Origin of the sequence: Marimonas lutisalis, assembly GCF_005434965.1 — a bacterium.
In the GTDB taxonomy this organism is placed as follows: domain Bacteria; phylum Pseudomonadota; class Alphaproteobacteria; order Rhodobacterales; family Rhodobacteraceae; genus Marimonas_A; species Marimonas_A lutisalis.
Genome location: NZ_SKCI01000003.1, coordinates 530,092 through 554,989, shown reverse-complemented (window position 1 = coordinate 554,989; position 24,898 = coordinate 530,092). Strand labels below are relative to the sequence as shown.

Here is a 24,898-nt window from a genome sequence, read left to right as displayed (position 1 = left end):
GCTTGAGAGCGTTGTCACGAAGCGGCGAAACAAACGCGCCGCATTGAAAATGCTCAGAAAATTGATGAGGAGGTATGGTCAGCCTGAGGTGCTGGTCACGGATCGGTTCGTTTCATACAAAGCTGCGCTTCGCGATCTGGGTTGCGATCATCTCCAATCATGTGGGCGCTGGCTCAACAACAGAGTCGAGAATTCGCACCTGCCATTCCGACGACGAGAAAGGGCGATGCAGCGCTTCCGGCGGATGCGAAGTCTGCAGAAATTCGTCGCCGTCCATTCCTCCATTTTCAATCACTTCAACCATGATCGCAGCCTCTCCAAACGAGATCACTTCAAACAAAATCGATCCGCTGCTCTGGCCGAGTGGCGCGGTCTCTGCGCGGCATAAGGGACAGCGCTACTGTCCTTGCAGAGACGAGTTCGAATTCGTCTGACAGCACCCTCCTCGCTAAACGACAGCTTTGTCCGCGACGCAGTCATTCAAACGGCTCACAGACGCGGCATTGCAGCGAACGGCAGGATTGTCCGCGGAGCGGCCATGCGGCTGGGTCGCAGCTAACGGCAGCTCAGAGCCCAAGGCAGACATGATCCGCATCGATGTTCGCAGATGCAGCAACCCGGTTAATCAAAACTGCTGGCTGCGCTGCAGAAGAAAAGCCGTCGTTGGTTGTGCCTGCAGCGAAGTTCCAAGGGGCTATGGCTAAGTTGCGGACGAAGCTGCGTGATGTTGGTGCAGCAAAACCCCTCTCGGCCGATCGATCGAACCTTGAAATGGCTCGCGGCGGTGCAGCACGAGTTACCCGAAACGGTTATTCAAGACTGCGAAATCGACTAAAATCCAAACCGGCCATTCGCCGCGCGGGCGTCAAGTGTCTCACATGCGGGACGAACCGGCCCTTCAGGTCACCTCCTCACCTACGGCGCGGGTCCAAGATCATAAGAACCCATTTCGTCGCTGAGGTTTGCCATCCATTGCCGATAATTTCGCGTTCTTCAGTCGCTTCAAAACCGCGACGCTCATAAAGACGAATGGCACCAAGATTGTTGTCTTCTACAAGAAGACTAATCACATCTGCGTCTTTGTCTCTTCCAATAGTTACGGCAATGTCCAGAAGTCTCGAACCGAGACCTCGGCCTCGATGCTCCGGAAAACAGGCCAGCGACTCAATGAACCAAGACTTCGGGGCCAGCGCTTCAAGCTCGAGCATGGGCCGATAAAGCGGCGGTGCATCTGCCGGAACAGGATCAGGGTATTCAGGAATGCTGTAGCCCATCAGCGCTGCTATGGGGCCATCTCCTTCATCGGCCACGACGACACGACCGTCTTTTGCTTTTTCTGCCTGGTAAGCGCGTCCAAGTTCCCAACCCGCTTCAACTGTGCCTGCCTCTTCGGCCCAGAGATATTCTGGCAAACCTTCTCCGGCAAGGTTGATAAGCTGGGCCAAGGCTGAGGCATCTGTTGCGCGACCAAGCCGAAAAGGCGGGTCAAGTGGTATCATGATTTCTCTCCAATGCCGGACATTCTTAAGACCGAAACACCAAACACAGCAAATTCTAAGAGTTTTTTCGGATCATGACGACATGCGGATAAGTGCCTTAACCGCTGGCGCTGCGTAAGGCCCAAACAAGAACCTGGTCATCGGCTAATATTTTCGTCCGGGTCGACATATTCGCCGATTATGTCACGCAAAGAGCATCCCAGTTTTTCACACAATCAGGGAAGCTCTTCGGCATAAAGCCGCATTCTCCCGAGTTCAATCTGATTAATCCGAGAAGACGAGGTGTGTCCGAGTGCTTGGGCAACTTCACATTGCCTTAGGCCAACTTCTTTTCGGCGCGCCCTCAATCTTGCACCGATCTCACGTCGAATGTTTTCCAGCTCTTCGTCGAACATATACATATGAATGTCTGAAGCCGACGTTGGGTCAACATTTTTTTGACGCAATTAGGTTAAGTGTCTGCCGGTGAAGTGTAACCAGAGACAGGCTGCTTGAATATGCTTCCAGTAAGCCGTCCGCTTCGGTCGTTCACTGCATGCCGTATGGACGACCGTTCTGCGGACAAACCGGCCCGATGCACCTGTGGAAAGATCGAAGACCCTGAAGAGGGTTAAGCCATTCAGGTACGCGCCACAGCGCGGCTGAACTTCCCGAAAGACGCCATTTAAATAACTAAACCCTAACCAACCGTTCACTGCAAGAGCACTGGATATAACAAATGCCGGACTGAATTCTCGGAGGTAGGAAGTCAACTATCGATCCAAATTGAAGCCTTGTATTCTTTGCCCAAGAGTTTGGGAGCCTTCAATTGTGAGGTGCCCGTCGTCTCGAAAAAGGATGATGCCGTCACGGATCGTGTCGCACCGCCCTGAAACGCAGATCGCCTCGTCCAGCCGCAGCACTGGGGCCACGGCGCTGATCCGATCCATGATTCGGAACACCTCACGGTTGCGCGTGGACTCAAATTCGAAATCGCAGGCGTCTTCTTGGGCTCCGAACCGGACCACGCGCGCGGCGCACTGGCCAAGGTCAATCCCCTCCATCGGGGGCGGTGAGACGATCAGAACTTCAAGGCCTTTTTCCTTTAGTCGTCTTACCGTGTTTTCCAATGACGCCACTACAGCTTCAAATGCGTCTTCACCGACAAGCCGTGTTCCGTCCGCGTTCCAGAGCGCTTTCTCGTAAAGTGAAAATGGCGAGGACAGAACGATCGTGCGAAGACTAGTTTGTCTGTCCAGGTCGTCCAGCACATCGCGATTGAACTGAAAGCAGCCTGCCGTGTCTACAAAACCAAGGCTGTGCGCCCGGAATGCCACGTCGAGAAGAGGTGCGCAGCCGGCATAGGTGTGCTGGCGCAACTTGATCCCTGGGTTCGCGGCCAGCAGTGCGGGCACAAGATGCATAGCATAGCTGTCGCCCCACAAAATCACCTCCGGCTCATCAGAGGTCGCGCAGGCGGGGTCGGAGGTGAAACCGCCGGTACAGTTTTCGTCGAGCCCCATATTCGGCCGCAACCGCGTATCAAGCTCGGCCAGCGCCACGCCGTTGACCTTGCGATCGGGAAACCCGTTTTGCAGGTAGCCCCACAGCCCGCCGGCTGAGATTGCGACCATTAGCCCAAGCGAGGCCGCCATGTAGGGCCCGCGCGCCTTCAGCAGCGGACTGGGACGCCTACGAAAGGGCATTTCCACGAAGCGCCAGCTGAGGGCGGCAAGAACCAGAGTTGCCGCGATCAACGCGACGAGCAGACCGGGGCCGGGATCGTGCAGGCTGCGCAAGCGGGCGAAGGCGAAAAGCGGCTGGTGCCAGAGATAGGCGCTGTAGCTGACAAGACCGCCCCCGACCATCGCCCGGTTCGCCAGAATGCGGCCCACGATCCCGGTGTGGTCGGCAAAGAGAACCAATAGCATCGTGCCCGCGATCGGAACCAGCGTGAAGAGACTTGGAAAGGGTGTGTTGCTGTCGAACCCGAAAACGGCATAGGAGATAAGGGAGAGACCTGCCAAGCCTAGCGCGTCGATACGCCGGCGGTTTGGAAGAAACGCGCAAAGCGCGCCGGCGCCGATCTCCCACAGACGCGCGGCGGAATGAAAGTAGTTCTTGCCGGGGTCATCCGTCACACCCACATGCGCCAGGAAAATGCCGCCCAGCACCGACAGCAGGATCACGGCGAACAAAACCAATCTTCCGAAACGAGCCAAACTGAAAAGGAGTGCCGGGAAGATCAGGTAATACTGTTCCTCAATGGACAGGCTCCAGGTATGGAGCATCGGCTGCAGTTCCGAGCTTGGCTGAAAGTACTCAAGCTGGCTAAGGAAGTAGAAGTTCGACAGGAAGAAGCCGATCGAAAACAGGCTGCCGGAGAACTCCTGAAACTGCGAAGGCAGCATCCAGGCCCAGGCGAATGGAATACTGACCAGTATGACCACGGTCAAGCTTGGCAGGATGCGCCTGGCGCGACGCTCGTAGAAGTGACCAAACGAGAAGCAGCCCTTTTCAAGGTCCTTCAGAATGAGCGAGGTGATCAGGTACCCGCTGATTACAAAAAACACGTCGACGCCGACATAACCGCCGCTGAAGAGATCGAACCCGGCGTGAAAAAGGATCACGGCCATGACGGCGATTGCGCGCAATCCGTCTATTTCGGGGCGATAAGTCATTTGCGGGTTTTGGAGAGGTTCGGCGTGGAAAGCAATCACTATGACTCTGAAACCGCGCAAGTTAAGCTTCGGTTATAAGCTTCCGGTCCGAATTCTTCGCTAAATCTGCGAAAGTTTTTTCCGCCCATCGGTACTTGTGGTGTGAGACTCACCAATGAGAAGTTTGGGCTCAGAGCCACCGTTCGCTGCGCGTCCCACGAACGACTGCTATGCGCGTCCAATCTGTCCAGATGTCCATTTCTGACCCTCCTTCTGGACAAATAGACAGATTGAACAAGCGTTCAGGACAGCGGATCGGGCGTGGGGCGGCGTCTTTGCACGGCAAGATGGACACGCCACTGTCTTTGTGGAGACGAGTTCGAATTCGTCTGACAGCAACCGAAGTCATACAGTTTCTCTTGACCTGCGGATCTCGAAGTGACGTTCAAGCTTGTAGAGCTTTTTGACCGTCTGCTCTGCCCAAGAACTCGAGCGTATGCGCCATAATCTCTTGGAAAGCTGGATCGCTGGCGACCAGAAACGTATTCGAACTATCCACCTCGAGAAACTCTGCGCCCGGAATGCCAGCCGCAACCCTTCTCCCTTCTGTTACGGGATGTATTGGGCACATACGCGAGTGGATTACGAGCGTTGGTATCTGAACGCGTTCCAGGTCGTCAAGAACGTTTAGTATGTCGATCAGCTGTCGTTGTAGCAATGCGTTTTCTCCGGAGCCTGCATGGGAGATCAGATGGATGAGATCCGTGGTCTCCTCGAAAGAGGCCATCGGCAAAACCATCGTCGCCCAAGCACGCATAAAGCCATTGTCTGGATTGCCCCAGCCTCCACTCTTCAGAAGCGCAATAAAGGGATCGTTGTCAGCGGCATCTGAAGCACCTTCACGCATGGCTCTGCCACGCGCATAGCCATTTTGGATTACAAGGCGTGAAACACGTTCGGGATGTCGCGCGCATAATCGAATTGCAGTTGCCGCTGACTGCAGAACTGAAATCACTGGAAAACGGTCAATGCCAGCTGCATCGGCAACTGCAAGCATGTCATCAACGTGGTTGTCGAGAGTATTGTCGGGATTGATAGGGTCAGAGAGCCCTGACCCTCTTATGTCATATCTAACCAGCCGATGATTTTCCGAGAGTGCATCAAAGGTCGGGCGCAATAATTTGCTGCGCCAGTCTTTCTCCAGGTGTGAGAGGTGATGCCACGCATACAGGATAGGCGGCCCTTCACCGACGCTGGACCAAGCGATGTTGGTTCCGTCTTTGGAGGATGCATACCGGATTGTCTGGCCCCTCTCAGAGGTCAAAGAGGCCTTAGACTTTGTTTCCCTAGCTACATCAGCGACCATCTCAAATCCGCGCCGCGAGACGGTTCGGATCACGCGCTGATCTTTCCCATTGTCAGCGACTGCTGTGCGAGCAGCATTGATGCGTGCACTGATTGTCGCGTCAGACACAATGCGACCATTCCAGACCACGTCAATCAGGTCATCCTTGGTCACAAGCTGTCCGGCCCGCTCAGCCAAGAGCTGCAGAAGGTCGAATACCTGCGGCTCAATCGGCACCCTTTCGCCATCTCGTAATAACGTGTGGCTTGCCGTGTCTAGCTCGCAATTTGCAAAGAAATAACGCATTATTCGGCCGTTCCCTGCGATTTCCAAGTCAGGATCAACCGTTTCTTCAGGCAAATCAAGGAAATCACAAAGACTTCTAAAGGACTTCTTCAAGCGCGCATTTTTCGAGTCGGGCAAGGTGAATGCATCGAACAACGAGGAGACAAAAGATGACCACCCAGCCCGAATACAACACTATCGCCAACGGCTCGATCGACTACGCCCACTATGATCGCCGCGCCCGGGAGATCCGGAGCCAGGACGCGTGGAGCAACATCGGCACTATTGGCAAGGCCCTTGGGACCATCGCCACAGTGTTCCGGAGCAGAGTTTCACATAAGGCGAAGCTAATTTCGAAGGCTCCTGGTCGCAAACCGATGAGAACGCCGCAAATACGTCGTGCCCATCCGAAAGTTTCGCAAGCAAACTCCCAAACTGCGGTCCGCTAACGCCGAGCGACTGTCCAGAAACGTGATGACCCCGCCAATGTGCGGGGTTCTCATTATTTCGAAAGACAAATTGCCAGATCAGGATGGTTTGAGCAGCTTGATATGCTTTGCTCTGAGCAACGTCCGCTCTGGGCTGATTGTGTTGAAAAACTCTTCTTGAGCGATGCTTTGACTGCTGATTCACTTTCCTTGAAGCAAGGGAGTTCTGGCGATGATGGGGCTGAGGCAGGTGGCGTAGGGCGCGCTGTTCTACGAGTTCTCGATCGAGGATCACGTGCCACTTGATCATCTGTTGAGAGCCATGGACAGGTTCGTCGATCTCGGAGATATGCGCTGACATTTCGCACCTTTCTACAGCACGACAGGCAGGCCCTCGGTCGATCCCGAGCTGATGATCCGGATGCTGATCGTGGGCTACGCCTTCGGGATCCGGTCGGAGCGGCGGCTCTGCGAGGAGGTGCACCTGAACTTGGCGTATCGTTGGTTCTGTCGCCTCGATCTGAACGATCCGGTGCCTGATCATTCGACCTTCTCGAAGAACCGCCACGGCAGGTTCCGGGACAGTGACCTTTTCCGACACCTGTTCGAGAGCGTAGTCGCCCGCTGTATTGCCGAGGGCCTGGTTGGTGGCCAGACCTTCGCCTCTGATGCCAGCCTCATCCAGGCGGACGCGAACAAGCAGTACGCAGCAGCCAAGGCGGATTGGGACCCAGACCGGATCGATGTGACTTCCGCGCCGCGTGCCGTGCGCGAGTATCTCGAGACGCTGGACAATGCCGCCTTCGGGGCGGCGAGCGAAGTTGAGCCGAAGTTCACCTCCTTCGCCGATCCTGCCAGCCAGTGGACCGGCGCGCGGAAGGGGCCAGCCTTCTTTGCCTATTCCGACAACTACCTAATCGACACGGACCACGGCGTGATCCTCGATGTAGAGGCCACCAGGTCGATCCGCACGGCGGAGGTCGGCGCTACGCGGGCGATGATCGCACGAACGAGGGATCGCTTCGGCCTGACGCCAGAGCGGCTTGCGGCAGACACGGCCTACGGCTCTGGCGAGATGCTCGGCTGGCTCGTCGGCGAAGGCATCGAGCCGCATATCCCGGTTATCGACAAGTCGGAGCGCCGGGACGGCACCTTCTCCAATGCCGAGTTCCGCTACGACCCGGAGCGAGACGAGTACACGTGCCCAGGCAGGAAGGCCCTGAAGAAGTACTGGCGCAAGATGAAGACGCCTCGAGATGGGGTCGGCAAGGACGGCTTCCGGAAGTACTTCGCTCGCAAGCAGGACTGTTCGGCCTGTGAGCTCAAAGAACAGTGCACCCCGAACCAGCCTACCAGGAAGATCTCCCGCCATGTCCACGAGGCCGCACGCGACGCAGCCCGCTGCATCGTGACGACGGATGCCTACGCTGACGCCAGCCGAAGGCGAAAGAAGGTCGAGATGCTCTTCGCCCATCTCAAACGCATTCTCCGGCTCGACCGGCTGCGCCTCCGCGGACCCAACGGCGCCAGAGACGAGTTCCTCCTCGCCGCAACCGCCCAAAACCTCCGAAAACTCGCGAAATTGATCACCGCAACGCCCGCCTTAGCCTGAATGCAAGACCAAGCCGCACACGGCCGGACCAGTAGCGCGATCTTTAGACCGACTTCTTCAACACAATCGGCTCTGAGCCGCCGTTTGCTGTGGTCGGTTCGAATGGCTGCTAAGCGGACATAGTAGACTTTTGCTGCGGCTGCACAAATGTCCGCTTAGCGAATTACGCCATTCTGCTCAGTTGTCTTGCCAACAAAGCAAATCCGGCAGAATTTTTGCCGCATGTTCAGAGTGCTGTGCTTCCGGTGTTTATTCTGACATTACCTTCGGCGGTTCCTTCGTGATCGAATTGCTGCTGCACGGTGTGGCCGATCGCAGTGTGAATGCGCAGATCAGGGCGGCGTGACGGAGAAACGGATGCAGTTGGAAGAAGCAGGACGAGGATGTCTGCCGGGGTGCGATGCAGTTTTGACAAAGACCGGCACGCAAATCCGGGATATTTCCTAACGACGGTGTTTGGGATGACATGATGAACCAGATTTGGACCGTTACCATGAACCCCGCGTTGGACTACGAGACTTCGGTGCCCGTCATCCGATCCCGTTCCAAGTTGCGGTGCAGTGCGCCAATGCTCAATCCGGGTGGTGGCGGGATAAACGTGTCCCGCGCGATCCGGCGTATCGGGGGACATAGCCACGCCTTCGTCGCGCTTGGCGGGGCAGTCGGCGATGAAGTTCTTTCGCTGCTGCAAGCCGAGGGGATCGAAGCCGAGGTTATGGACGTCAACGGTTCGACCCGCATCAGCTTTGCCGTGACCGAGACTGATACCGCGGAGCATTTCCGGTTCATTCTGCCCGGACCACGTCTTACCGAGGGAGAGATCGAAGACGCGCTGCGGCGGATCGGTGAGTTGGCGGCGGGGGGCATCGTGGTTTTCAGCGGCAGTCAGCCGCCGGGCGCGCCCGACGATTTCCTGATACGCCTGTCGGCACGCCTTTCGAACGTGGGCGCCAGGCTATTTGCCGACACCTCTGGTCCCGCGATGGACGCGATATTGTCCGGCAAGGGCGGTCCGCTTGCTGTCTTACGTCTTGATATGGCTGAGGCCGCGCAGGCTGCGGGGAAGGTATTGAAGGACGCTGGAGATAGTGCTGAGTTCGGAAGGGACCTGATCAATCGGGGGGTGGCGGAAATGGTGATTGTAAGCCGCGGGTCCGAAGGGTCGGTTCTGGTGGATGGAACACAGAGGCTGTTTTGCCGGCCACCAAAGGTGCCGGTCAAAAGTGAAACGGGCGCGGGCGACAGCCTCATGGGGGCGGTCACGTGGCGCCTTGCGCAAGGTGACGGCGTTGAAGCGGCTTTGCAGGCGGGCGTTGCCGCAGCGGCCGCAGCCGTCATGACCGAGGCGACAAACCTGTGCGAAGGCGCGGACGTGGTGCGCCTGATGCCGGAATGCCGGGTGGAGGCTGTCTGAAACGGGACTTGTGGGTTTTCACAATACCGTCGCGGACAAATGACCCTTCAGGCAATGGGATAAACAGGCGTGCCGGGCCGTCATTTGGACTCGCTGGCGGCCACGTGTTTCTTCACCTGAAGAAAACTGTCCGGCACCACCGAGATTGAATCGATCCCGGCATCGACCAGAACGCGGGCGAAAGACGGATAGTTCGATGGCGCTTGCCCGCACAGGCTGACTTTCGCGCCGGCGTCATGCGCCTTTTGGACGACGGTACGGATCATCCATTCCACAGCCGGGTTGCGTTCATCGAAGAGCGGGGCCAGCTTGTCGCTGTCCCGGTCGACGCCGAGGGTGAGTTGTGTCAGGTCGTTGGAGCCGATGGAAAAGCCATCGAACCTTTTCGCGAACTCTTCGGCCAGGATGACGTTCGCGGGAATTTCGCACATGACGTAGATCTGCAGCCCCTTGGCCCCGCGCTGCAGTCCTTCTTGCTGCATCACATCCAGTACGCGGTCGGCCTCCTCGGGTGTTCGGCAGAAGGGGATCATGACCATCACGTTGTCGAAGCCGATTACCTCGCGCAGTTTCCGCACCGCGCGACATTCGAGACGGAACCCATCTTCGTAGGCCGGGTCGTAGTAGCGCGATGCGCCGCGCCAGCCGATCATGGGATTGTCTTCTTCCGGTTCGAACTGTGCGCCGCCAAGGAGATCCGCATATTCGTTCGTCTTGAAGTCACTCATCCGCAGGATCATCGGATGTGGGTGCGCTACCGCGGCGATGCGTGCCAGTCCGAGCGACAGGCTGTCGACGAAGTAATCGGCCTTGACTTCATAGCCACGGGTGAGCGTGTTGATCTCGGCGCGCACTGCTTCGTCTCGCAATTCATCGAAATGGAGCAGCGCCTCGGGGTGGACGCGTACGGTATTCGCGACGACGAATTCCATCCGGGCAAGGCCAACGCCATCGGCGGGCAGTCGCCACCAGCGGGCGGCGGTTGCCGGGTTGGCCAGATTGAGCATGACCTTCGTGCGTGTCGCGGGAACCTCTGTCAGGTCGATCTCTTCGACCGATACTTCGCTGCGCCCTTCGTAGACATAGCCCACATCACCTTCCGCGCAGCTGACCGTGATTTCCTGCTGGTCGTGAAGCAGCTCGGTGGCGTTGCCGCAGCCGACCAGTGCGGGCACGCCCAGTTCGCGGCTGACAATGGCGGCGTGGCTGGTTCGACCGCCGTGATCGGTCACAATGGCCGAGGCACGTTTCATCAGCGGCAGCCAGTCCGGATCCGTTGCCGAGGTCACCAGCACCGCGCCGTCTATGAAGCGGTCCATCTCATCGGGTGTTTCGATAAGGCAGACAGGCCCCGAAGCGACCTGTTCGCCGACCGCGAGACCACTGACCAGGGTCGCGCCATGCGATTCGATGTCGTAACGTTTGAACGTTCCGGATTTTCTTTGCGATTCAACGGTTTCCGGGCGGGCCTGGACGATGAACAGTTTGCCGGTCTCGCCGTCCTTGGCCCATTCCATGTCCATGGGCACGCCATAGTGTTTTTCGATGACAATGGCTTGATGTGCGAGTTGAAGGGCCTCGTCGTCGCTCAGAACGAAGCGCGCGCGCTCGGCCTTCGAGGTTGGCACGTTGCGCACCTGGCGCGGCCCTTCGCCGCTTGCGTAGATCATCTTGATCTCTTTGGCGCCGAGTTTCTTCTCGATGATCGGGCGCAGGCCCTGGCGGTCGAGAAACGGTTTAAATACCTGGATTTCGTCGGGGGTGACCGCGCCTTGCACCACATTTTCGCCAAGCCCCCAGGCCGCGTTTATCAGGACCACCTTGTCAAAGCCGGTTTCGGTGTCGATCGAGAACATAACGCCCGAGCCGCCGAGATCGGAGCGGACCATCTGCTGAACCCCGACCGAGAGAGCGACCATCTGGTGATCGAAGCCCATGAGCTTGCGATAGGTGATGGCGCGGTCGGTGAAGAGCGATGCGTAGCATTTCTTGCAGGCTGTCAGCAAAGCGTCCTCCCCTGCAATGTTCAGGAAGGTTTCCTGCTGACCTGCGAAGCTTGCGTTGGGGAGATCTTCGGCCGTGGCACTGGACCGGACCGCGACGGCGACGTTATCGTGCTGTGCACGTTCCGAAAGGATACGGTAGGCCTCCCGAATTGCGCCTTCGGTTTCTTTCGGCCAGTCACCAGCGACAATCGCGGTGCGAATCTTTTCGCCTGCCGCCTTGAGCGTGGTCTTGTTGGTTTCCAGCGCGGCGAGCGTTTCCGAGATCACCTGGTCGAGCGCATTCTCGGCGAGAAACCGGCGATAGGCATCGGCCGTTGTTGCAAAACCCGGCGGGACAGCAATCCCGACCTCTGCGAGCGTCTGCACCATCTCGCCCAGTGACGCGTTCTTGCCGCCAAAAACGGCAAGATCTTTGCGGCCTATGCTTTCAAAGAAGCAAACTTCGTCTGAGATTGGCATCTGATGCTTTCCATCTCGCTTAGAGCCGAATTCAGGTTAACGTAGCTTGCGTGCCATTCTGGGCATTGATCCGCATCAAGGCCGCCCGCCGCGATCCCGGGTTAGAGAAAACTGGACGAAAGGGTGCGAAATGGACAAAGCAACAGCCGATCTTGCCCGCAAAATCGAGGCGTCACTCACGCTGGGTGGCGAGCTTGCCGATCAAATCGTCGCGGTAATTCGCAAGGCGATCGAGGCGAAGGACTTCGATCGGGAGGGTCTGGACTCGACCGATCGGATACTCGCCGTGATTTGTGAAGTGCGACCGGGATGGAGCGTGTCGGCAAAGGGCATTGCGCACGGGCCGAACGGACATTGGCGCTGCACGTTGAGAAAGTCCGGTGTCCGGGACAATGATGAATACATCGGGGTTGGCCGCGGGCCCAATTTGCCCCACGCCATGTTGGCGGCACTCGTGAAAGTTCTTGCGTTCGGGCACTGAGGAGCCCGCTAGGTTTGACACCGAAGGTTTGTTCGCAATCGTCTTCTGTTGAGGTTTTTCAACACGTCATGACCGATCACCGCACGCGACTGCAGGATGAAAAGAGAGTACGTGGAAGCGTTTCCCGCGTTTCCGGATCGGTCGTGGATGTTCGGTTTCCGGCCGGAAAGTTGCCGGAGATAAACTCGGCCCTGGAAGTGCAATGGGAGACACCCAAGCGCCTGACGCTCGAAGTGCAGCAGCACAAGGATGTAAGAACCGTGCGCTGTGTCGCCATTCAGGAGACCGCGGGGCTGGCCTGCGGGGCAGAGGTGCTGGACACCGGCGGGCCGATCAGCATTCCGGTTGGTGAAGCGGTCCTGGGGCGGCTTCTTAACGTGGTGGGTGATCCTATCGACCACGGTCCGCCGTTGCCTGACGGGATGAAACGAAACCTGATCCACCGCAAACCGCCAAAGCTGGCCGCGCAGACGGCTAGCCGCGATCTTTTCCTTAGCGGCATTAAGGTGATCGATTTGCTGGCGCCGCTTGCAAACGGGGGAAAGGCAGCGATGTTCGGGGGGGCGGGGGTGGGCAAGACCGTCCTGATCATGGAGCTGATCCGGACAATCGCGGAAAAATATAAGGGCACATCGGTCTTTGCGGGGGTCGGCGAGAGATCGCGCGAGGGCCATGAGCTTTGGCTCGACCTCAAGAAATCGGGGGTGATCGATCGCACGGCCCTTGTCTTTGGGCAGATGAACGAGCCGCCGGGCGCCCGGTGGCGGGTCGCGCTGAGCGCCCTGGCGATTGCCGAGCATTTCAGGGATGAGGAAGGCAAAGACGTGCTTCTTCTGGTCGACAATGTTTTTCGCTTCGTCCAGGCGGGGGCGGAGGTTTCGGGATTGCTGGGTCGTCTGCCGTCGCGGGTCGGATATCAACCGACGCTGGCTTCGGAAATCGCAGAATTCGAAGAGCGGATCGCGTCGGTTCACAGCGCAGCGGTTACCTCGATTCAGGCTGTTTATGTGCCAGCCGACGATTTCACCGACCCAGCGGTTGCGGCCACGTTTACCCATCTCGACAGTTCCATCGTGCTAAGCCGGGAGATGGCGGGTGAGGGGCTGTATCCTGCCGTTGATCCTCTCGCGTCGAGTTCGACGCTGCTTGATCCCTCGATCGTCGGTCACCGGCACTATGATATCGCCGAGAAAACGCGGCAGCTGATCGAGCAGTACCGGGAGTTGCGCGAGATCATTTCGCTTCTGGGGATCGAGGAACTGAGCGCTGCAGATCGCAAGGCGGTGGGGCGGGCGCGCAGGTTGATCCGCTTTCTCACCCAACCTTTCGCCGTCACGTCCCAATTCACGGGCAAGCCGGGGGCAATGGTTGCGCTCGACGATACATTGGCAGGTTGCGAGGCGATCCTGGATGGCAAGGCCGACGAGATGGAAGAGAGCGATCTCTACATGATCGGGACGTTCGAGGAGGCGGAACAGCGGACAAAGGGGAGGGCCGCATGAGATTGACGGTGAGTACCCCAACCGCGCTGGTCGAGGACGTCCAGGACGTTCAGCATGTGCGTGCAGAAGACGAAACCGGGGCCTTCGGGATTTTGCCTGGTCATGCCGATCTCGTGGCGATCCTTCCGATTTCGATCGTGACCTGGCGAGCGTCGGATGGACGGGAGGGTTTCGTGCTTGTGCGGCAGGGTGTCTTGACGGTTCGGAATGGCGAGCATGTGGAGATCGCCGCGCGCGGAGGCTTTCGTGATGACGAACTGCCGGCGCTCGGGACGAAGGTTCTAGAAGAATTGCGCCAGTCCGACGAGGTCGAGGATGTGGCGCGAACCTCGGAGACGCGTTTGCACCTGGCCACGATCCGGCAGATCGAAAAAGTGCTGCGCGTCGAACGGGGGGCACAAGCGATGCCGCCCCGGCTTGACGGTCGTGCCGATGCAAGCGGGCAGGAGGCTGCCGGATGAGCGAAGAGGATCAAGAGGGGCGCCAGCATATGCAGGATGCAATTCGTCTTCGTCAGGCGCGACGAAAAACCTGGGAAAGCGAGGGCGAGCGCCCGTTGTGGCAGAACCTGTCCATGATCGGCGCACTTGGCTGGCTAATCGTGATCCCGGTTCTGATCGGCGTGTTCGCGGGCCGTTGGCTTGATGATCGCCTTGGCACCGGCGTGACACTGAGCGGCGCGTTGACCTTTGCCGGGGCCGGCCTTGGCTTCTACCTCGCCTGGAGAAGGATGAACGAGAAATGAGTATCATTCAAAGCCAGATACCGTGGTTTGTTTGCGGCCTTGCGCTGGGTGGGGTTTACCTCTTCCTGATCCATCTTTCGGTTCAGGCCATTATGCGCGAGACGGGTTGGATTGCCGCCTTCGGCCCGCTGGCGCTTCGTGTCGGATTGGCGGGGGTAGCGTTCTATTTCGCGGCACAGAGTGGTGCCTTGTCCGTGATCGTGATGTTGGCCGGTTTCCTGCTGATGCGCAGCATGGCGGTGCGCAAAATGAGGGAGGGCTAGGCATGGAGGGAAGCCCCCTTGCTGTTGATATCGTGTTTCAGCTGGGCTCCGTACCAATCAGCCGCGCCGTCGTGACAACATGGGCGATCATGGCGGTTCTTTTCGTGTTTCTGTCGATCGCGCTCAGGCGTCCGGTTGCGAAGGCGGGCCCGGTACAAGCCGCTTTGGAAATCGTGGTGACGACAATCGCGGCGCAGCTGCGTGAAATCCTGGGCCGGGATCCGTGGCCTTTCCTGCCATTGCTGGGGTCGCTTTTCATTTTCCTGGTGCTTGCCAATCTTGCCGCGATTCTGCCTGGGGCAACGCCGCCGACAGGCCATATCGAAACACCCGCTGCCCTAGCATTGATCGTGTTCTTGTCGGTCCATTTCTTTGGAATTCGTGCGCGAGGCGGCTGGCAATACCTGCGGCACTATGCAGAACCCAACCTGTTCCTGCTGCCGCTAAATATCCTGTCGGAGCTGACGCGCACCTTTTCGCTGATGATCCGCCTTTTCGGAAACATGATGAGCCATGAATTCGTTATCGCGATCGTGGTGTTTCTGGCAGGGCTACTGGTGCCAATTCCGTTCCTGCTGCTCGGCATCCTGATCGGGATCATCCAAGCTTATATCTTCACCGTTCTAGCAACAGTATACATCGCCGCCGCGGTTGGCGCGGTCGAGGCGTGAGAAAGGAAACGACATGGAAAATCTGGTTGAGGTGGTCAGTATCCTGGGGGCGGTCGTGGCCGTTTCCTTCGGGGCGATAATGCCTGCTTTCAGCGAAGGCCGAGCAATCGCCGCGGCCATGGAGGCGATTGCACGGCAGCCGGAGGCAGCGGGAACACTGTCCCGGACGTTGTTCGTCGGTCTCGCGATGATCGAGACGATGGCAATCTACTGTCTGGTGATTGCTCTGCTTCTGCTTTACGCGAACCCTTTTACCGGCTGAGGCAATGGCGATCGACTGGTGGACCCTCGCGCTTCAAACGATCAATTTTCTGGTCGTTGTCTGGCTGTTGAGCAAATTCCTGTATCGGCCAATCCGACGGGTCATCGAGGAGCGTGAAGCCGCGGATCAGAAGGCGGCCGAAGCAGCGCAAGAAAAAACTGAGGCGGCAGACGCCGCGCGAGAAGAATTCGAGGCAAAACGTGCGGAGCTGTCGCAAACGCTGCGCGAGGAAGAGGCAAAGCTGCAAACGCAGATGGAAAACGAGCGCGAGGACGTTCTGGAGAAGGCCCGGAAAGAGGCTGATAAGTTGTTGTCCGATGCCCGCGCTCAGATCGAGACCGAGCGCCACAAGACCTTTGAAACTCTGCGCGACCAGATTGCGGATCTTGCGCAAGACCTGGCCTTCAAGGCGTTGGCGGAAGGGGGAAACCTGGAAGAACCCGAGCTGTTGGCGCGTGTTTCGGACTATCTGGACGGCCTGAGCGAGGCCGACATGGCGGATCTGCGTGCCGATTTCGCCGGGGCGTCGGCAGAGTTGAAGATTGTAACCGCAACACCGCTGTCGACGACCGAGCAGTCCCGCTGGCGCAACTTTGTTTCCGAGCATTTCGGGGACGGAAAGATTTCGTTTGAGACGGATCCAGATATCATTGGAGGAGCCGAATTGCGGTTTGCCCATTCCGTCCTGAGCTTCTCTGTCGCGGACCGGTTGCGGCGCGCGGCGGCCGAGCTGAAGATGTGATGCCATGACGTTAGAAAAGGACATGCAGGCATGGATCGCGCAGGCCCGGCACCGCATCGGCGAAAGCGCGCTGGAGCCCGAGTTCAGGCGGATCGGGCGTGTGGAACTGATCGGCGATGGTGTCGCCCGCGTGGCGGGCTTGCCGCATACGAAACTGGGCGAACTCCTGCGGTTCGAAGACGGGACTTTAGGCCTGGCGATGACGGTCGAGGAGGCCTTTGTCGGGTGCGTTCTGCTGTCGTCGGATGAGACGATTTCAGCCGGGGGGCGGGTCTATGGCACAGGCGAAGTTGCCCGCGTGCCAGTGGGGGAAGACCTGCTCGGACGCGTTATTTCTCCAGTCGGGGAGGCGCTTGACGACGGACCGCCAATTGTAGCTGAGCGCATGGATCCGTTGGAACGTCCGGCCCCCGGAATCGTTGACCGTGACCTCGTGACCGAACCGCTTTTGACCGGGCTCACCGTCGTTGATTCCATGATCCCCCTCGGGCGAGGTCAGCGCCAACTTGTTATTGGGGATCGCAAGACCGGCAAGACAACGATCGCGATTGATACGATCATCAACCAGCGTGATACCGACGTCATCTGTATCTACGCTTCCATCGGCCAGAAGGCATCGACGTTTGCTCGTGTCATCAAGTCCGTTCGCGACCACGGCGCGGCCGAGCGCTGCATTTTCGTCATGGGGGCCTCCGACGCCGCGCCCGGCGCGCAATGGATCACGCCCTATGCCGCCTGCACCATTGCAGAATATTTCCGCGACCGTGGGCGGCATGCGCTCCTGATCCTGGATGATCTGACGAAACATGCGATCATTTACCGGCAGCTTTCGCTTATTCTGAGGAACCCGCCCGGGCGCGAAGCGTATCCAGGGGACGTCTTTTATCTGCATTCACGTCTTCTCGAGCGTGCCGCAAAGCTTTCGGAGCAAAACGGAGGCGGCTCCCTCACCGCGTTGCCGTTGGCGGAGACCCAATCGGGCAACCTGACGGCCTATATTCCCACGAACCTGATTTCGATCACGGACGGGCAGATCTATCTTGAGCCGAAACTGTTCTACGAAGGTCAGAAACCCGCGGTGAATGTCGGAATGAGCGTGTCACGCGTCGGTGGTGCCACGCAGGCCAGAGCGATCAAGTCGCTGGCGAACACTTTGAAGCTCGATTACGCGCAGTTTCTCGAGCTTGAGGTCTTTACGCGTTTCGGGGCCATGGTCGATGACCGGACGTTGAAGAAGATCGAACATGGTCGACGTCTCAGGGCGATACTCCGGCAGGAGGAGTATTCTCCCTTGCCGCTGTCGTTGCAGGTCGCCCTTCTTCTTGCTGTGACCGAAGGGCGGATGGATGCGCTTCCGGTGGCCGAGGTGGAGAGATTTCGAGAGATGCTGGCCAAGCGGTTGCCGACTGAACGTCCTCGTGCCGTTGCGGAAATCAACGAAACAAAAGAAGTGACTGACGAGGCGCGCGCTGCGCTCCTAGAGATCGTCGATGCCTGTGCCGCCGAGTTGACGCAAGTGAGAGAAGGCGATGAGGCCTGACACATGGAGTTGAGCCAGATAACGGCCCGTCTGGAGAGCCTGCAGGAACTGGGTGATCTGGTTGGGGCGCTTCGCTCGATGGCTGCATCGCGGGCTCAGGATGCGCAGGAGGCGCTTGACGGCACGCGAGCGTATAAACAGGTCGTCGAGCGCGCGATTTCGGAGATCGCGCCACTTGTGCGGGACTTTGCGGGCGATGCGGCCAGTGAAAAGGAAGCTGGGCAAAGCCTGTTGGTTATCGCCTCCGAGAACGGGTTTGTTGGCGGCTTCAATTCCCGCTTGATCGGTCACGCCCTGGGACTGCGCGCACCGGACGAACAGCTGCTGATCGTCGGTCGGCGTGGGCAAGTTGTTGCGTCCGAAAAGGGTATGGCTGAATTGACCGGCTTTCCGATGACAACGCGGATAGAGGGTGTGACGACGCTTGCCCGGCGCATCGCCCGGGCACTGAGCAACTGCGCCTCGGTGAGAATTGTGTTTGCCTGCCGAAAAACCGGCGCGTTGTTCGATTTGGCCGAGAAGCAGGTGGTGCCTCTGGCGAAATTGCCGCAAAGCGAGCTTCGCACTCCGCCAGTGACCCATGTTCCGTCCCAGAAACTCCTGGCTGGCCTGACAGACGAGTATCTTTTTGCCGAGATCGCGCATACCCTGATGGAAAGCCTGGCCAGCGAGAACGCCGCGCGGCTTGGAACGATGGATGCGGCATCAAGAAATATCGACAAAAAACTGGAACGTCTGACGCGCGATATGCGCGTCGCAAGGCAGGAAGAGACGACCTCCGATATGCTTGATGTCGTGACGGGGGCAGAAGCGGCCAACCAGCAATAGGGGCAGGCGTCAGTCGTTCAACCAGCGCCAGGCCTCGGAGAATTCGGAAGCCGGGAAGACACGCACCTCGCCTTTGAACAGAAACGCACTGAGCCGGACGCACCAGACCACCCAGTCAGGTGCGCCCACGAGGGCGAGTTTCTCAAAATCGGATGCATGCTTGAACCCCAGGCTCGTATCCTGCCAGGCGGCCGAGAGATCCCAACCGTGGAAATCCGGCCCGGCAAGGAACATTACGCGCAGCTTGCCATGTTTTCGGAAAAGGTCTTCGAGTTTCGGCAGAAACTCGGCATAGTCCTTTTCATGAAGCGTGCCGCTGACGCGCAGTCCGACGACGTTCCCGTGACTTTCGTCCATGAACTCGATCATTTTGGCAACCTGCCTAGCTCAACCGCGTCAGCCATTTTTCGACAGTGTCCTTGAGACCGTCCGCCTCTTCCTGAAAGCCCGTCCGGAGCGATGACCATTCGTCGGCGTCTTTCTTCTTGGCGTCTTCGATGCGGTTCGAGAGGTCCTCATGGAGCAGGCGCAATTGGCTCAACTCGGCAAGCGCCTTGGTTTTCTCGCCAATGTCGGCTTTTTCCAGTTTGGCCTTGGCTGCTTCGATCCCGCTGTCGATTTCGTGCAGCTTGCTCGCAAGATGTTCTAGATAGTCGGCCATTTCGCTTCCTTTCGTGTGGTCGTGTCAGAGTTCAAAACTTTGATGAATCTTAGGCATTTGCACGTGATGCCCCTTCAGCGTTTTCGCGATGTTTTGCATCGACTTTTCTTCGCCGTGGACCAGGAATGTAGTCTTGGGCTTGCCGGTGCGGCTGTGCCACTCGAGAAGTTCCTTGCGGCCGGCATGGGCCGAGAATCCGTTGATCGTGTGGATTTTCGCCCTGATCGGAATGTGATCGCCGAACAGCTTCACGGATTTCGCACCGTCGATGATAATCCGGGCAAGCGTTCCTTCGGCGGCATATCCCACGAAAACGACGCTGCAATCGCTGTGGGCGAGGTTGTGGCGCAGGTGGTGCCGCACGCGTCCGCCGGTGCACATGCCCGATCCCGCCATGAGCAGAGCACCAGAGCGAACGCGGTTGAGCGCCCGCGATTCCGATGCATCCTGTGTGAAATGAAGGCCGGGCAGATCGAACGGATCCTTGTGACAGCGCAGCATCTGGGCGAGCTCGGGTTTCATGGCTTCGGGATGGCGTTCGAATATTTTCGTCGCAGAGATTGCCATGGGCGAATCCAGATACACCTGAAGCGAGGACCGGATCGTTTTGTTCTCCATGCCTTGGTGCAGGAAATACAAAAGTTCCTGAGCGCGCTCCAAGGCGAAAGTCGGGATGACCACATTGCCGCCGCGCGCCTCGGCATCTTTCAGCGCATCGTAGAATTCCTCTACAGAGGCATCCAGCGATCGGTGGTGGCGATCGCCATAAGTGGTCTCCATCACTACGTAGTCGGCCCCCTCCGGTGGCGCGGGAGGATTGAGAAGTGGCCGGTCGCCGGGCCCGATGTCGCCGGAGAACAGGATGCTCTTGCTTTGACCGTTTTCAGTCACCTCAAGCAAGATGCTTGCAGAGCCCAGAATATGCCCGGCATCGAAGAAGGTGGCTGTCACGCCCTGGCAAAGCTCTATGGGTTTGCCGTATTGCGATGTCCGGCCGAACATGTCGATAGCATCAAGCGCGTCCACGGTATCGTATAGAGCTTCGGCGCGCTTGCCGTGTTTGCGCCGGTGCCTCGCCTCTTCCTCGTGGAGATGCGCTGAGTCCATCAGGACGAGGCGGGTCAGATCGCGGGTCGCGGCTGTGCTTATGATTTCTCCTTCGAAGCCACGCCTGACAAGGAGCGGGATGCGGCCGCAATGATCGAGATGCGCATGGGTGAGAAGAATGAAATCGACTGCGCCCGGGTCGAAGCCGAACGGCTCTGCATTGTCTTCATAGAGTTCGCGGCCGCCCTGGAACATGCCGCAATCCACGAGAATTTTGCGCCCGGCGGCGGATACGAGGTGACATGATCCAGTCACACCATGAGCCGCCCCATGAAATGATAACTGCATGCTGTTTGTCCTTTCAGGTCAGGGATTTGCCGGCGCGTGCATACCAACGCTGAATATCGTCCCAGATTTCCTGAGCCGTCTCCGCACACCAGAAGAGGTCCTTGTCTTCCGGGTCGATCACGCCTTCTTCGGCAAGGAATTCGGGGTTGAAGGCTTTTTGCCAGTATTCGCGGCCGACCAGGATCACCGGGACCGGTTTTATTTTCCGTGTCTGGATGAGCGTCAGGGTTTCGAACAACTCGTCCATCGTGCCAAACCCGCCGGGAAAGACCACGAGCGCCCGGGCCCTGAGCAAAAAGTGCAGTTTGCGCATGGCGAAATAGTGAAACCGGAAACACAGCCCCGGTGTCAGATAGGGGTTGGGGTATTGTTCATGCGGCAGCGTGATATTCAGGCCGACGGTTCTGGCGTTGACGTCGTGGGCGCCGCGATTGGCAGCCTCCATCAGGCCTGGCCCGCCACCCGTGACGATGGCCAGCCTGTTTCCCATGGCCCCTTCGGCGCGTCCGACAATCTGCCCGAACTCTCGGGCGACTTCGTAATACCGGCTTTTGTCAAGAATCCGCTTGGCGGTTCTGAGCTTGTCGGCAACGTCTTGGTCATCTGGGTGTTTCCTTGAAAGCTCCTCCAGCGTTGCGACTCTTTGCTTGGCGGTCTGCGGCTCCGGTATTCGGGTGCTTCCGAACACGACGATAGAATGTTTGATCCCCTGAGCCTGGAGAAGTTGTTCCGCCTTCATATAGTCGAGCTGGAGCCGCAAACCCCGCGTGTCATCGAGTTGGAGGAACTCGATGTCTTTATCGGCCTCAACGTATTCCGGGCTTTTCAGGATCGCCTGGATAAGGCCGGGCGCCTTCGGATCCTCGGACCTGGGTTTCGGGCTTTTCCAGGGAAGATCTGCCTTCCTGGTTTCAGGGTGTGATGGTTCCGGTTTGTCGCGGGATAATGGCATCGCCCAACCTGCCTGACGAAGTGTGCAACAAAATGATCGCATTGTGCCATCTTCAAATCATTGATGTGCATCAACCTGTTCTGGCGCCGATGAAGCGGTGTCCATCACCAAGCGCATTCGGGCCGAAAGAACGGGATGGTACGTTGGATTTTTCTTCGCTGGATAGGTGGTTCAATCCAGAGTTCTGCGGAACCTGAACAGAGCGGCGACCGACAGAAGAACCACGAATAACCCGAGCGCAACGAACGAATCCGCAACCGTCTGGGCTTCGGCCCCTTTCAGCATCACGGAGCGGATCAGCCTCAGGAAGTGAGTCAGTGGAAAAATCTCGCCCAGGTGTTGGGCCCATTGGGGCATGCCGCGGAACGGGAACATGAAGCCCGAGAGCATGAGCGATGGCAGGAAAAAGAAAAACGTCAGCTGCATGGCCTGCATCTGGGTGCGCGAAACGGTTGAAATCAGGTAGCCAAGAATCACCAGCGCCAGCACGAAGACGAATATGCCGGCAAGAACGACGGTCAGGCTGCCTATGAATGGCACATCGAACATCAACTTGGCCGCGGCGAGCACAACAACCACCTGAATGGCGCCGACCGCAAGATAGGGAAGGACCTTGCCAAGCATGATTTCCAGCGGTGTGGCGGGCATGGACAGAAGGTTTTCCATCGTTCCGCGCTCGGCTTCGCGCGTCAGGGCCATCGCGGTCATCATCACCATGGTCAGTTGGAGAATGACCCCAAGGAGGCCTGGCACGATATTGTACTGGGTGATGCCCTCGGGATTGTAGCGGCGATGCACGATAATCTCGACGCCGCGATCCTGCTGCGGCGCCGCGTCTCCGGCTTCACGCTGCAACGCCCTGCCTGCAACGGTCGAAAGCGTGGAAATCGCGCCCGACGCGACAGAGGGATCTGTTGCATCCGCCTCGATCAGGATCGCGGCCCTGTCATTGCGCTCGATCCGTCGGCCGAAATCCGATGGAACCGTGACGACGAAAGCCACGTCACCGCGGGCGATCATCGCCTCGGCCTGCGTCGCCGTCGCATTGGGGGCGATAAAGCGGTAGTACCCTGTCAGTTCCAGAGCACTGACCATGGCCCGGGTGAAACGATCTTGCGTCGGAGCAACCAGAGCGGCCGGCAATTCCTTGGGGTCGGTGTTGATGGCAAAGCCGAACAGCATCAATTGAACCAGTGGAACGCCGATCATCATCGCAAATGTGACGCGGTCGCGCCGCATCTGGATGCTTTCCTTGCTCAGGAGTGCCCTGAGCCGCGTAAGGGAAAAGAACCTGCTCATGGCGTGTTGTCCCTGGACGTGTTCATGAGCTGGATAAATACATCCTCGAGGCTCGTCTTGGCTGGTACGGCCGTGCAGTCCGTTTCCGCAGCGATCCGTGTCACACTTCGTTTGAGTGCCCGTGCATCCGATCCGACCACATGCAGGGTCGCGCCAAAATACGCGACCTGGTCGACACCCTCTTCCCCGGCAAGCGCGCGTGCAGCTGACGGGACATCCGCGCCCTCGATGATCATCGTGGTCAGGCCCGCGTCCCGAACGACGTCTTTGGTTGTGCCGATTGCGACGAGGTTGCCAAAGGAAAGGTAGGCGATCCGGTGACAGCGTTCGGCCTCGTCCATGTAGTGGGTGGAAACGAGAACGGTCAGACCGTTATTGGCCAGCTCGTGAATATCGTCCCAGAACTCCCGGCGTGCCTTCGGATCGACCCCGGCCGTCGGTTCGTCGAGCATCAGCAATTCAGGCTTGTGCATGATGCAGGCCGCGAGTGCGAGACGCTGCTTCCAGCCACCCGAGAGCGAGCCTGCGAGCTGATCCTTGCGGCTGGCGAGGCCGAGATCTTCGAGCGTGTCTTTCACGATCTGGCGCTTGGGCCGCATCGCATAGAGCCCGGCAACGAAGTGCAGGTTCTCGGCGATGGTGAGGTCGTCGTAAAAGGAAAAATGCTGGGTCATGTAGCCGACCTTGCGCTTGATCGCGCTGCGTTCGCGACGGATGTCGTGACCCAGCACGGTGCCCGTGCCGAAATCCGGTTCGAGCAGGCCGCACATCATGCGGATCGTTGTCGTCTTGCCCGAGCCATTCGGGCCGAGAAAGCCCATGATTTCGCCGCGGCGGACAGACAGGTCGATCCCGTTGACAACGGTTTTGTCGCCGAACCGTTTGGTCAGTTCGCGGACAGTGATCGCGTTGGTGGTCACTTCGCAGGCTCCGGCAGGCTGACCTCGATGATCTGCCCGGGTTTCAGCGTATGTTCACCCGTCGGCCGAGCCTCGACGAGATACACAAGCTTTTGCCGGTTCTCGAGCGAGTAGATCACTGGCGGCGTGAATTCGGGTTCATCCGAAATGTAACTGATGCGCGCAGTCAGCCCCTCTGGACAGCCGTCGCAACCAATTTCGAGTGTGCCGCCTATCGCGATCGTTTCGAAGCTCTGTTCAGGAACGTAGAGACGCAGCTTGACCGCTCCATCCGGAAGCACGGACAAGACCGGGGCGGTTGGACCCGCGATCTCACCCTCATGGCGAATGATGTCGACCACTGTCACGGGGGCCGTCAGTGACAGGCTGCGTTGCTCAAGCCGCCAGGAGACCTGGTTGCGCGCGGCCTCCGCCGCGGCGACGGCGGCCTTGGCCCGCGCGATAGCTTGCGGTCGGGCGGGAAGGCGGGCCACGGCCAACTGGGCCGTGATCTGGGCAACCTTCGCTCTGGCGACCTTGGCGGCAGTTTCGGCGTCATCCAGCTGAGCATCTGTTGCCACGTCGCGTTGTGAGAGTTGCGCTACGCGTTCCAGCGCGCGCTCTGCTTCGTCCGCTTGCAAGCGTGCCGCTGCGAGGTCGGCCTCGATCACCTCGATTTCTTCGCGACGTGCGCCTTCCAGGAGATCGGCCAGCTGGCTGCGGGCCTGAGCGAGGTTCGCGTCGGCTTGGGCGAGGGCGATTTCCGCGTCCTGCCGTTCCATCTCCACCAGAGCATTTCCTGCTGCAACGTGGTCCCCTCGCCGTACATTGAGGCTACGTACCTGCGACGCCTCGACCGGTGCAACCAAGGTGTATTCCCCTTCAACATATCCTGTCGCCAGAGGAGGTGGTGGTCCGCATTCTGCCAAGAGACCGGCAATCAGGGGCAGGTTACAAAGAATGTTCATCCG

Annotated in this window: 25 protein-coding genes and 1 pseudogene; 14 read left to right on the top strand and 12 right to left on the bottom strand. The window is 58.6% G+C overall.

What is annotated here, in order from left to right; genetic code table 11:
• The coding region (locus E0501_RS15790; protein ID WP_137702330.1) for a DDE-type integrase/transposase/recombinase at positions 1-388 on the top strand (388 nt) is incomplete at its 5' end.
• 523 nt (positions 389-911) lie between these two features.
• Here E0501_RS15790 and E0501_RS15785 read toward each other — a convergent pair.
• The 4 genes from E0501_RS15785 to E0501_RS15770 all read right to left on the bottom strand — a co-directional run bounded on the left by E0501_RS15785 (position 912) and on the right by E0501_RS15770 (position 5,924).
• Complete coding sequence (locus tag E0501_RS15785) at positions 912-1,499, bottom strand: GNAT family N-acetyltransferase (protein ID WP_137702329.1); 588 nt, start codon at positions 1,497-1,499, stop codon at positions 912-914.
• A 215-nt stretch (positions 1,500-1,714) separates the two neighbouring features.
• A complete protein-coding gene (locus E0501_RS15780) occupies positions 1,715-1,894 on the bottom strand; it encodes a helix-turn-helix domain-containing protein (RefSeq protein WP_161594638.1) in 180 nt (59 codons plus the stop codon).
• Between the two features lie 357 nt (positions 1,895-2,251).
• Positions 2,252-4,159, bottom strand: a complete 1,908-nt coding sequence (locus E0501_RS15775; RefSeq protein WP_137702327.1) for an acyltransferase family protein — start codon at positions 4,157-4,159, stop codon at positions 2,252-2,254.
• Positions 4,160-4,583: 424 nt separating this feature from the next.
• Entirely contained in the window at positions 4,584-5,924 is a 1,341-nt protein-coding gene (locus tag E0501_RS15770; protein ID WP_137702326.1) for an alpha/beta fold hydrolase, read from the bottom strand.
• A gap of 14 nt (positions 5,925-5,938) precedes the next feature.
• Between E0501_RS15770 and E0501_RS15765 the strand changes: the two genes are divergently transcribed.
• The 3 genes and pseudogenes from E0501_RS15765 (at position 5,939) to E0501_RS15755 (ending at position 9,222) form a co-directional block, all read left to right on the top strand.
• On the top strand, positions 5,939-6,217 hold the full coding sequence (locus E0501_RS15765) for a hypothetical protein (RefSeq protein ID WP_137702325.1): 279 nt from the start codon (positions 5,939-5,941) through the stop codon (positions 6,215-6,217).
• Between the two features lie 244 nt (positions 6,218-6,461).
• Positions 6,462-7,808: pseudogene (locus E0501_RS15760) on the top strand (IS1182 family transposase).
• A gap of 466 nt (positions 7,809-8,274) precedes the next feature.
• Positions 8,275-9,222 carry a 1-phosphofructokinase family hexose kinase gene (locus tag E0501_RS15755; RefSeq protein ID WP_137702324.1) on the top strand — a complete coding sequence of 316 codons (948 nt, stop codon included), beginning with the start codon at positions 8,275-8,277 and terminating at the stop codon, positions 9,220-9,222.
• 80 nt (positions 9,223-9,302) lie between these two features.
• Here E0501_RS15755 and ppsA read toward each other — a convergent pair whose 3' ends face one another.
• On the bottom strand, positions 9,303-11,687 hold the full coding sequence (gene ppsA / locus E0501_RS15750) for a phosphoenolpyruvate synthase (protein ID WP_137702323.1): 2,385 nt from the start codon (positions 11,685-11,687) through the stop codon (positions 9,303-9,305).
• A 130-nt stretch (positions 11,688-11,817) separates the two neighbouring features.
• Here ppsA and E0501_RS15745 point away from each other — a divergent pair, with 130 nt between their 5' ends.
• From E0501_RS15745 to E0501_RS15700, 10 genes are all read left to right on the top strand, one after another.
• Positions 11,818-12,168 (top strand): hypothetical protein, encoded by a 351-nt coding sequence (locus E0501_RS15745; RefSeq protein WP_137702322.1) that lies wholly within the window; start codon positions 11,818-11,820, stop codon positions 12,166-12,168.
• A 68-nt stretch (positions 12,169-12,236) separates the two neighbouring features.
• Entirely contained in the window at positions 12,237-13,670 is a 1,434-nt protein-coding gene (gene atpD / locus E0501_RS15740) for a F0F1 ATP synthase subunit beta (RefSeq protein WP_137702321.1), read from the top strand.
• Positions 13,667-14,131: a F0F1 ATP synthase subunit epsilon gene (locus tag E0501_RS15735; RefSeq protein WP_137702320.1), complete on the top strand. Its 465-nt coding sequence runs from the start codon at positions 13,667-13,669 to the stop codon at positions 14,129-14,131. The genes atpD and E0501_RS15735 overlap by 4 nt, the downstream gene beginning before the upstream one ends.
• Positions 14,128-14,415 (top strand): AtpZ/AtpI family protein, encoded by a 288-nt coding sequence (locus E0501_RS15730; protein ID WP_137702319.1) that lies wholly within the window; start codon positions 14,128-14,130, stop codon positions 14,413-14,415. The genes E0501_RS15735 and E0501_RS15730 overlap by 4 nt, the downstream gene beginning before the upstream one ends.
• On the top strand, positions 14,412-14,678 hold the full coding sequence (locus E0501_RS15725) for an ATP synthase subunit I (protein ID WP_137702318.1): 267 nt from the start codon (positions 14,412-14,414) through the stop codon (positions 14,676-14,678). Before E0501_RS15730 ends, E0501_RS15725 begins: the two co-directional genes overlap by 4 nt.
• Before the next feature lie 2 nt (positions 14,679-14,680).
• Positions 14,681-15,349 carry a F0F1 ATP synthase subunit A gene (gene atpB, locus E0501_RS15720; RefSeq protein WP_137702317.1) on the top strand — a complete coding sequence of 223 codons (669 nt, stop codon included), beginning with the start codon at positions 14,681-14,683 and terminating at the stop codon, positions 15,347-15,349.
• Between the two features lie 13 nt (positions 15,350-15,362).
• Positions 15,363-15,611, top strand: coding sequence for a F0F1 ATP synthase subunit C (locus E0501_RS15715; protein WP_137702316.1), 249 nt, complete (start codon positions 15,363-15,365; stop codon positions 15,609-15,611).
• Positions 15,612-15,615: 4 nt separating this feature from the next.
• On the top strand, positions 15,616-16,353 hold the full coding sequence (locus E0501_RS15710; RefSeq protein WP_137702315.1) for a F0F1 ATP synthase subunit delta: 738 nt from the start codon (positions 15,616-15,618) through the stop codon (positions 16,351-16,353).
• Positions 16,354-16,357: 4 nt separating this feature from the next.
• Complete coding sequence (locus tag E0501_RS15705; RefSeq protein ID WP_137702314.1) at positions 16,358-17,893, top strand: F0F1 ATP synthase subunit alpha; 1,536 nt, start codon at positions 16,358-16,360, stop codon at positions 17,891-17,893.
• 3 nt (positions 17,894-17,896) lie between these two features.
• The gene (locus E0501_RS15700; protein ID WP_137702313.1) at positions 17,897-18,721 is read left to right on the top strand and encodes a F0F1 ATP synthase subunit gamma; all 825 of its coding nucleotides are present in this window, start codon (positions 17,897-17,899) and stop codon (positions 18,719-18,721) included.
• A 9-nt stretch (positions 18,722-18,730) separates the two neighbouring features.
• Here the strand turns inward: E0501_RS15700 and E0501_RS15695 are convergent, their stop codons facing one another.
• The 7 genes from E0501_RS15695 to E0501_RS15665 form a co-directional block, all read right to left on the bottom strand.
• Positions 18,731-19,090 (bottom strand): SpoIIAA family protein, encoded by a 360-nt coding sequence (locus E0501_RS15695; RefSeq protein WP_137702312.1) that lies wholly within the window; start codon positions 19,088-19,090, stop codon positions 18,731-18,733.
• A gap of 13 nt (positions 19,091-19,103) precedes the next feature.
• Positions 19,104-19,382, bottom strand: a complete 279-nt coding sequence (locus E0501_RS15690; RefSeq protein ID WP_137702311.1) for a hypothetical protein — start codon at positions 19,380-19,382, stop codon at positions 19,104-19,106.
• Positions 19,383-19,406: 24 nt separating this feature from the next.
• Positions 19,407-20,777, bottom strand: coding sequence for an MBL fold metallo-hydrolase RNA specificity domain-containing protein (locus E0501_RS15685; protein ID WP_137702310.1), 1,371 nt, complete (start codon positions 20,775-20,777; stop codon positions 19,407-19,409).
• 13 nt (positions 20,778-20,790) lie between these two features.
• A complete protein-coding gene (locus E0501_RS15680; RefSeq protein ID WP_137702309.1) occupies positions 20,791-21,729 on the bottom strand; it encodes an LOG family protein in 939 nt (312 codons plus the stop codon).
• A 171-nt stretch (positions 21,730-21,900) separates the two neighbouring features.
• Positions 21,901-23,028: an ABC transporter permease gene (locus tag E0501_RS15675; protein WP_137702308.1), complete on the bottom strand. Its 1,128-nt coding sequence runs from the start codon at positions 23,026-23,028 to the stop codon at positions 21,901-21,903.
• Positions 23,025-23,948 carry an ABC transporter ATP-binding protein gene (locus E0501_RS15670; protein ID WP_137702307.1) on the bottom strand — a complete coding sequence of 308 codons (924 nt, stop codon included), beginning with the start codon at positions 23,946-23,948 and terminating at the stop codon, positions 23,025-23,027. Before E0501_RS15670 ends, E0501_RS15675 begins: the two co-directional genes overlap by 4 nt.
• A complete protein-coding gene (locus E0501_RS15665; RefSeq protein ID WP_137702306.1) occupies positions 23,945-24,895 on the bottom strand; it encodes an HlyD family secretion protein in 951 nt (316 codons plus the stop codon). The genes E0501_RS15670 and E0501_RS15665 overlap by 4 nt, the downstream gene beginning before the upstream one ends.
• Positions 24,896-24,898 lie beyond the last annotated feature (3 nt).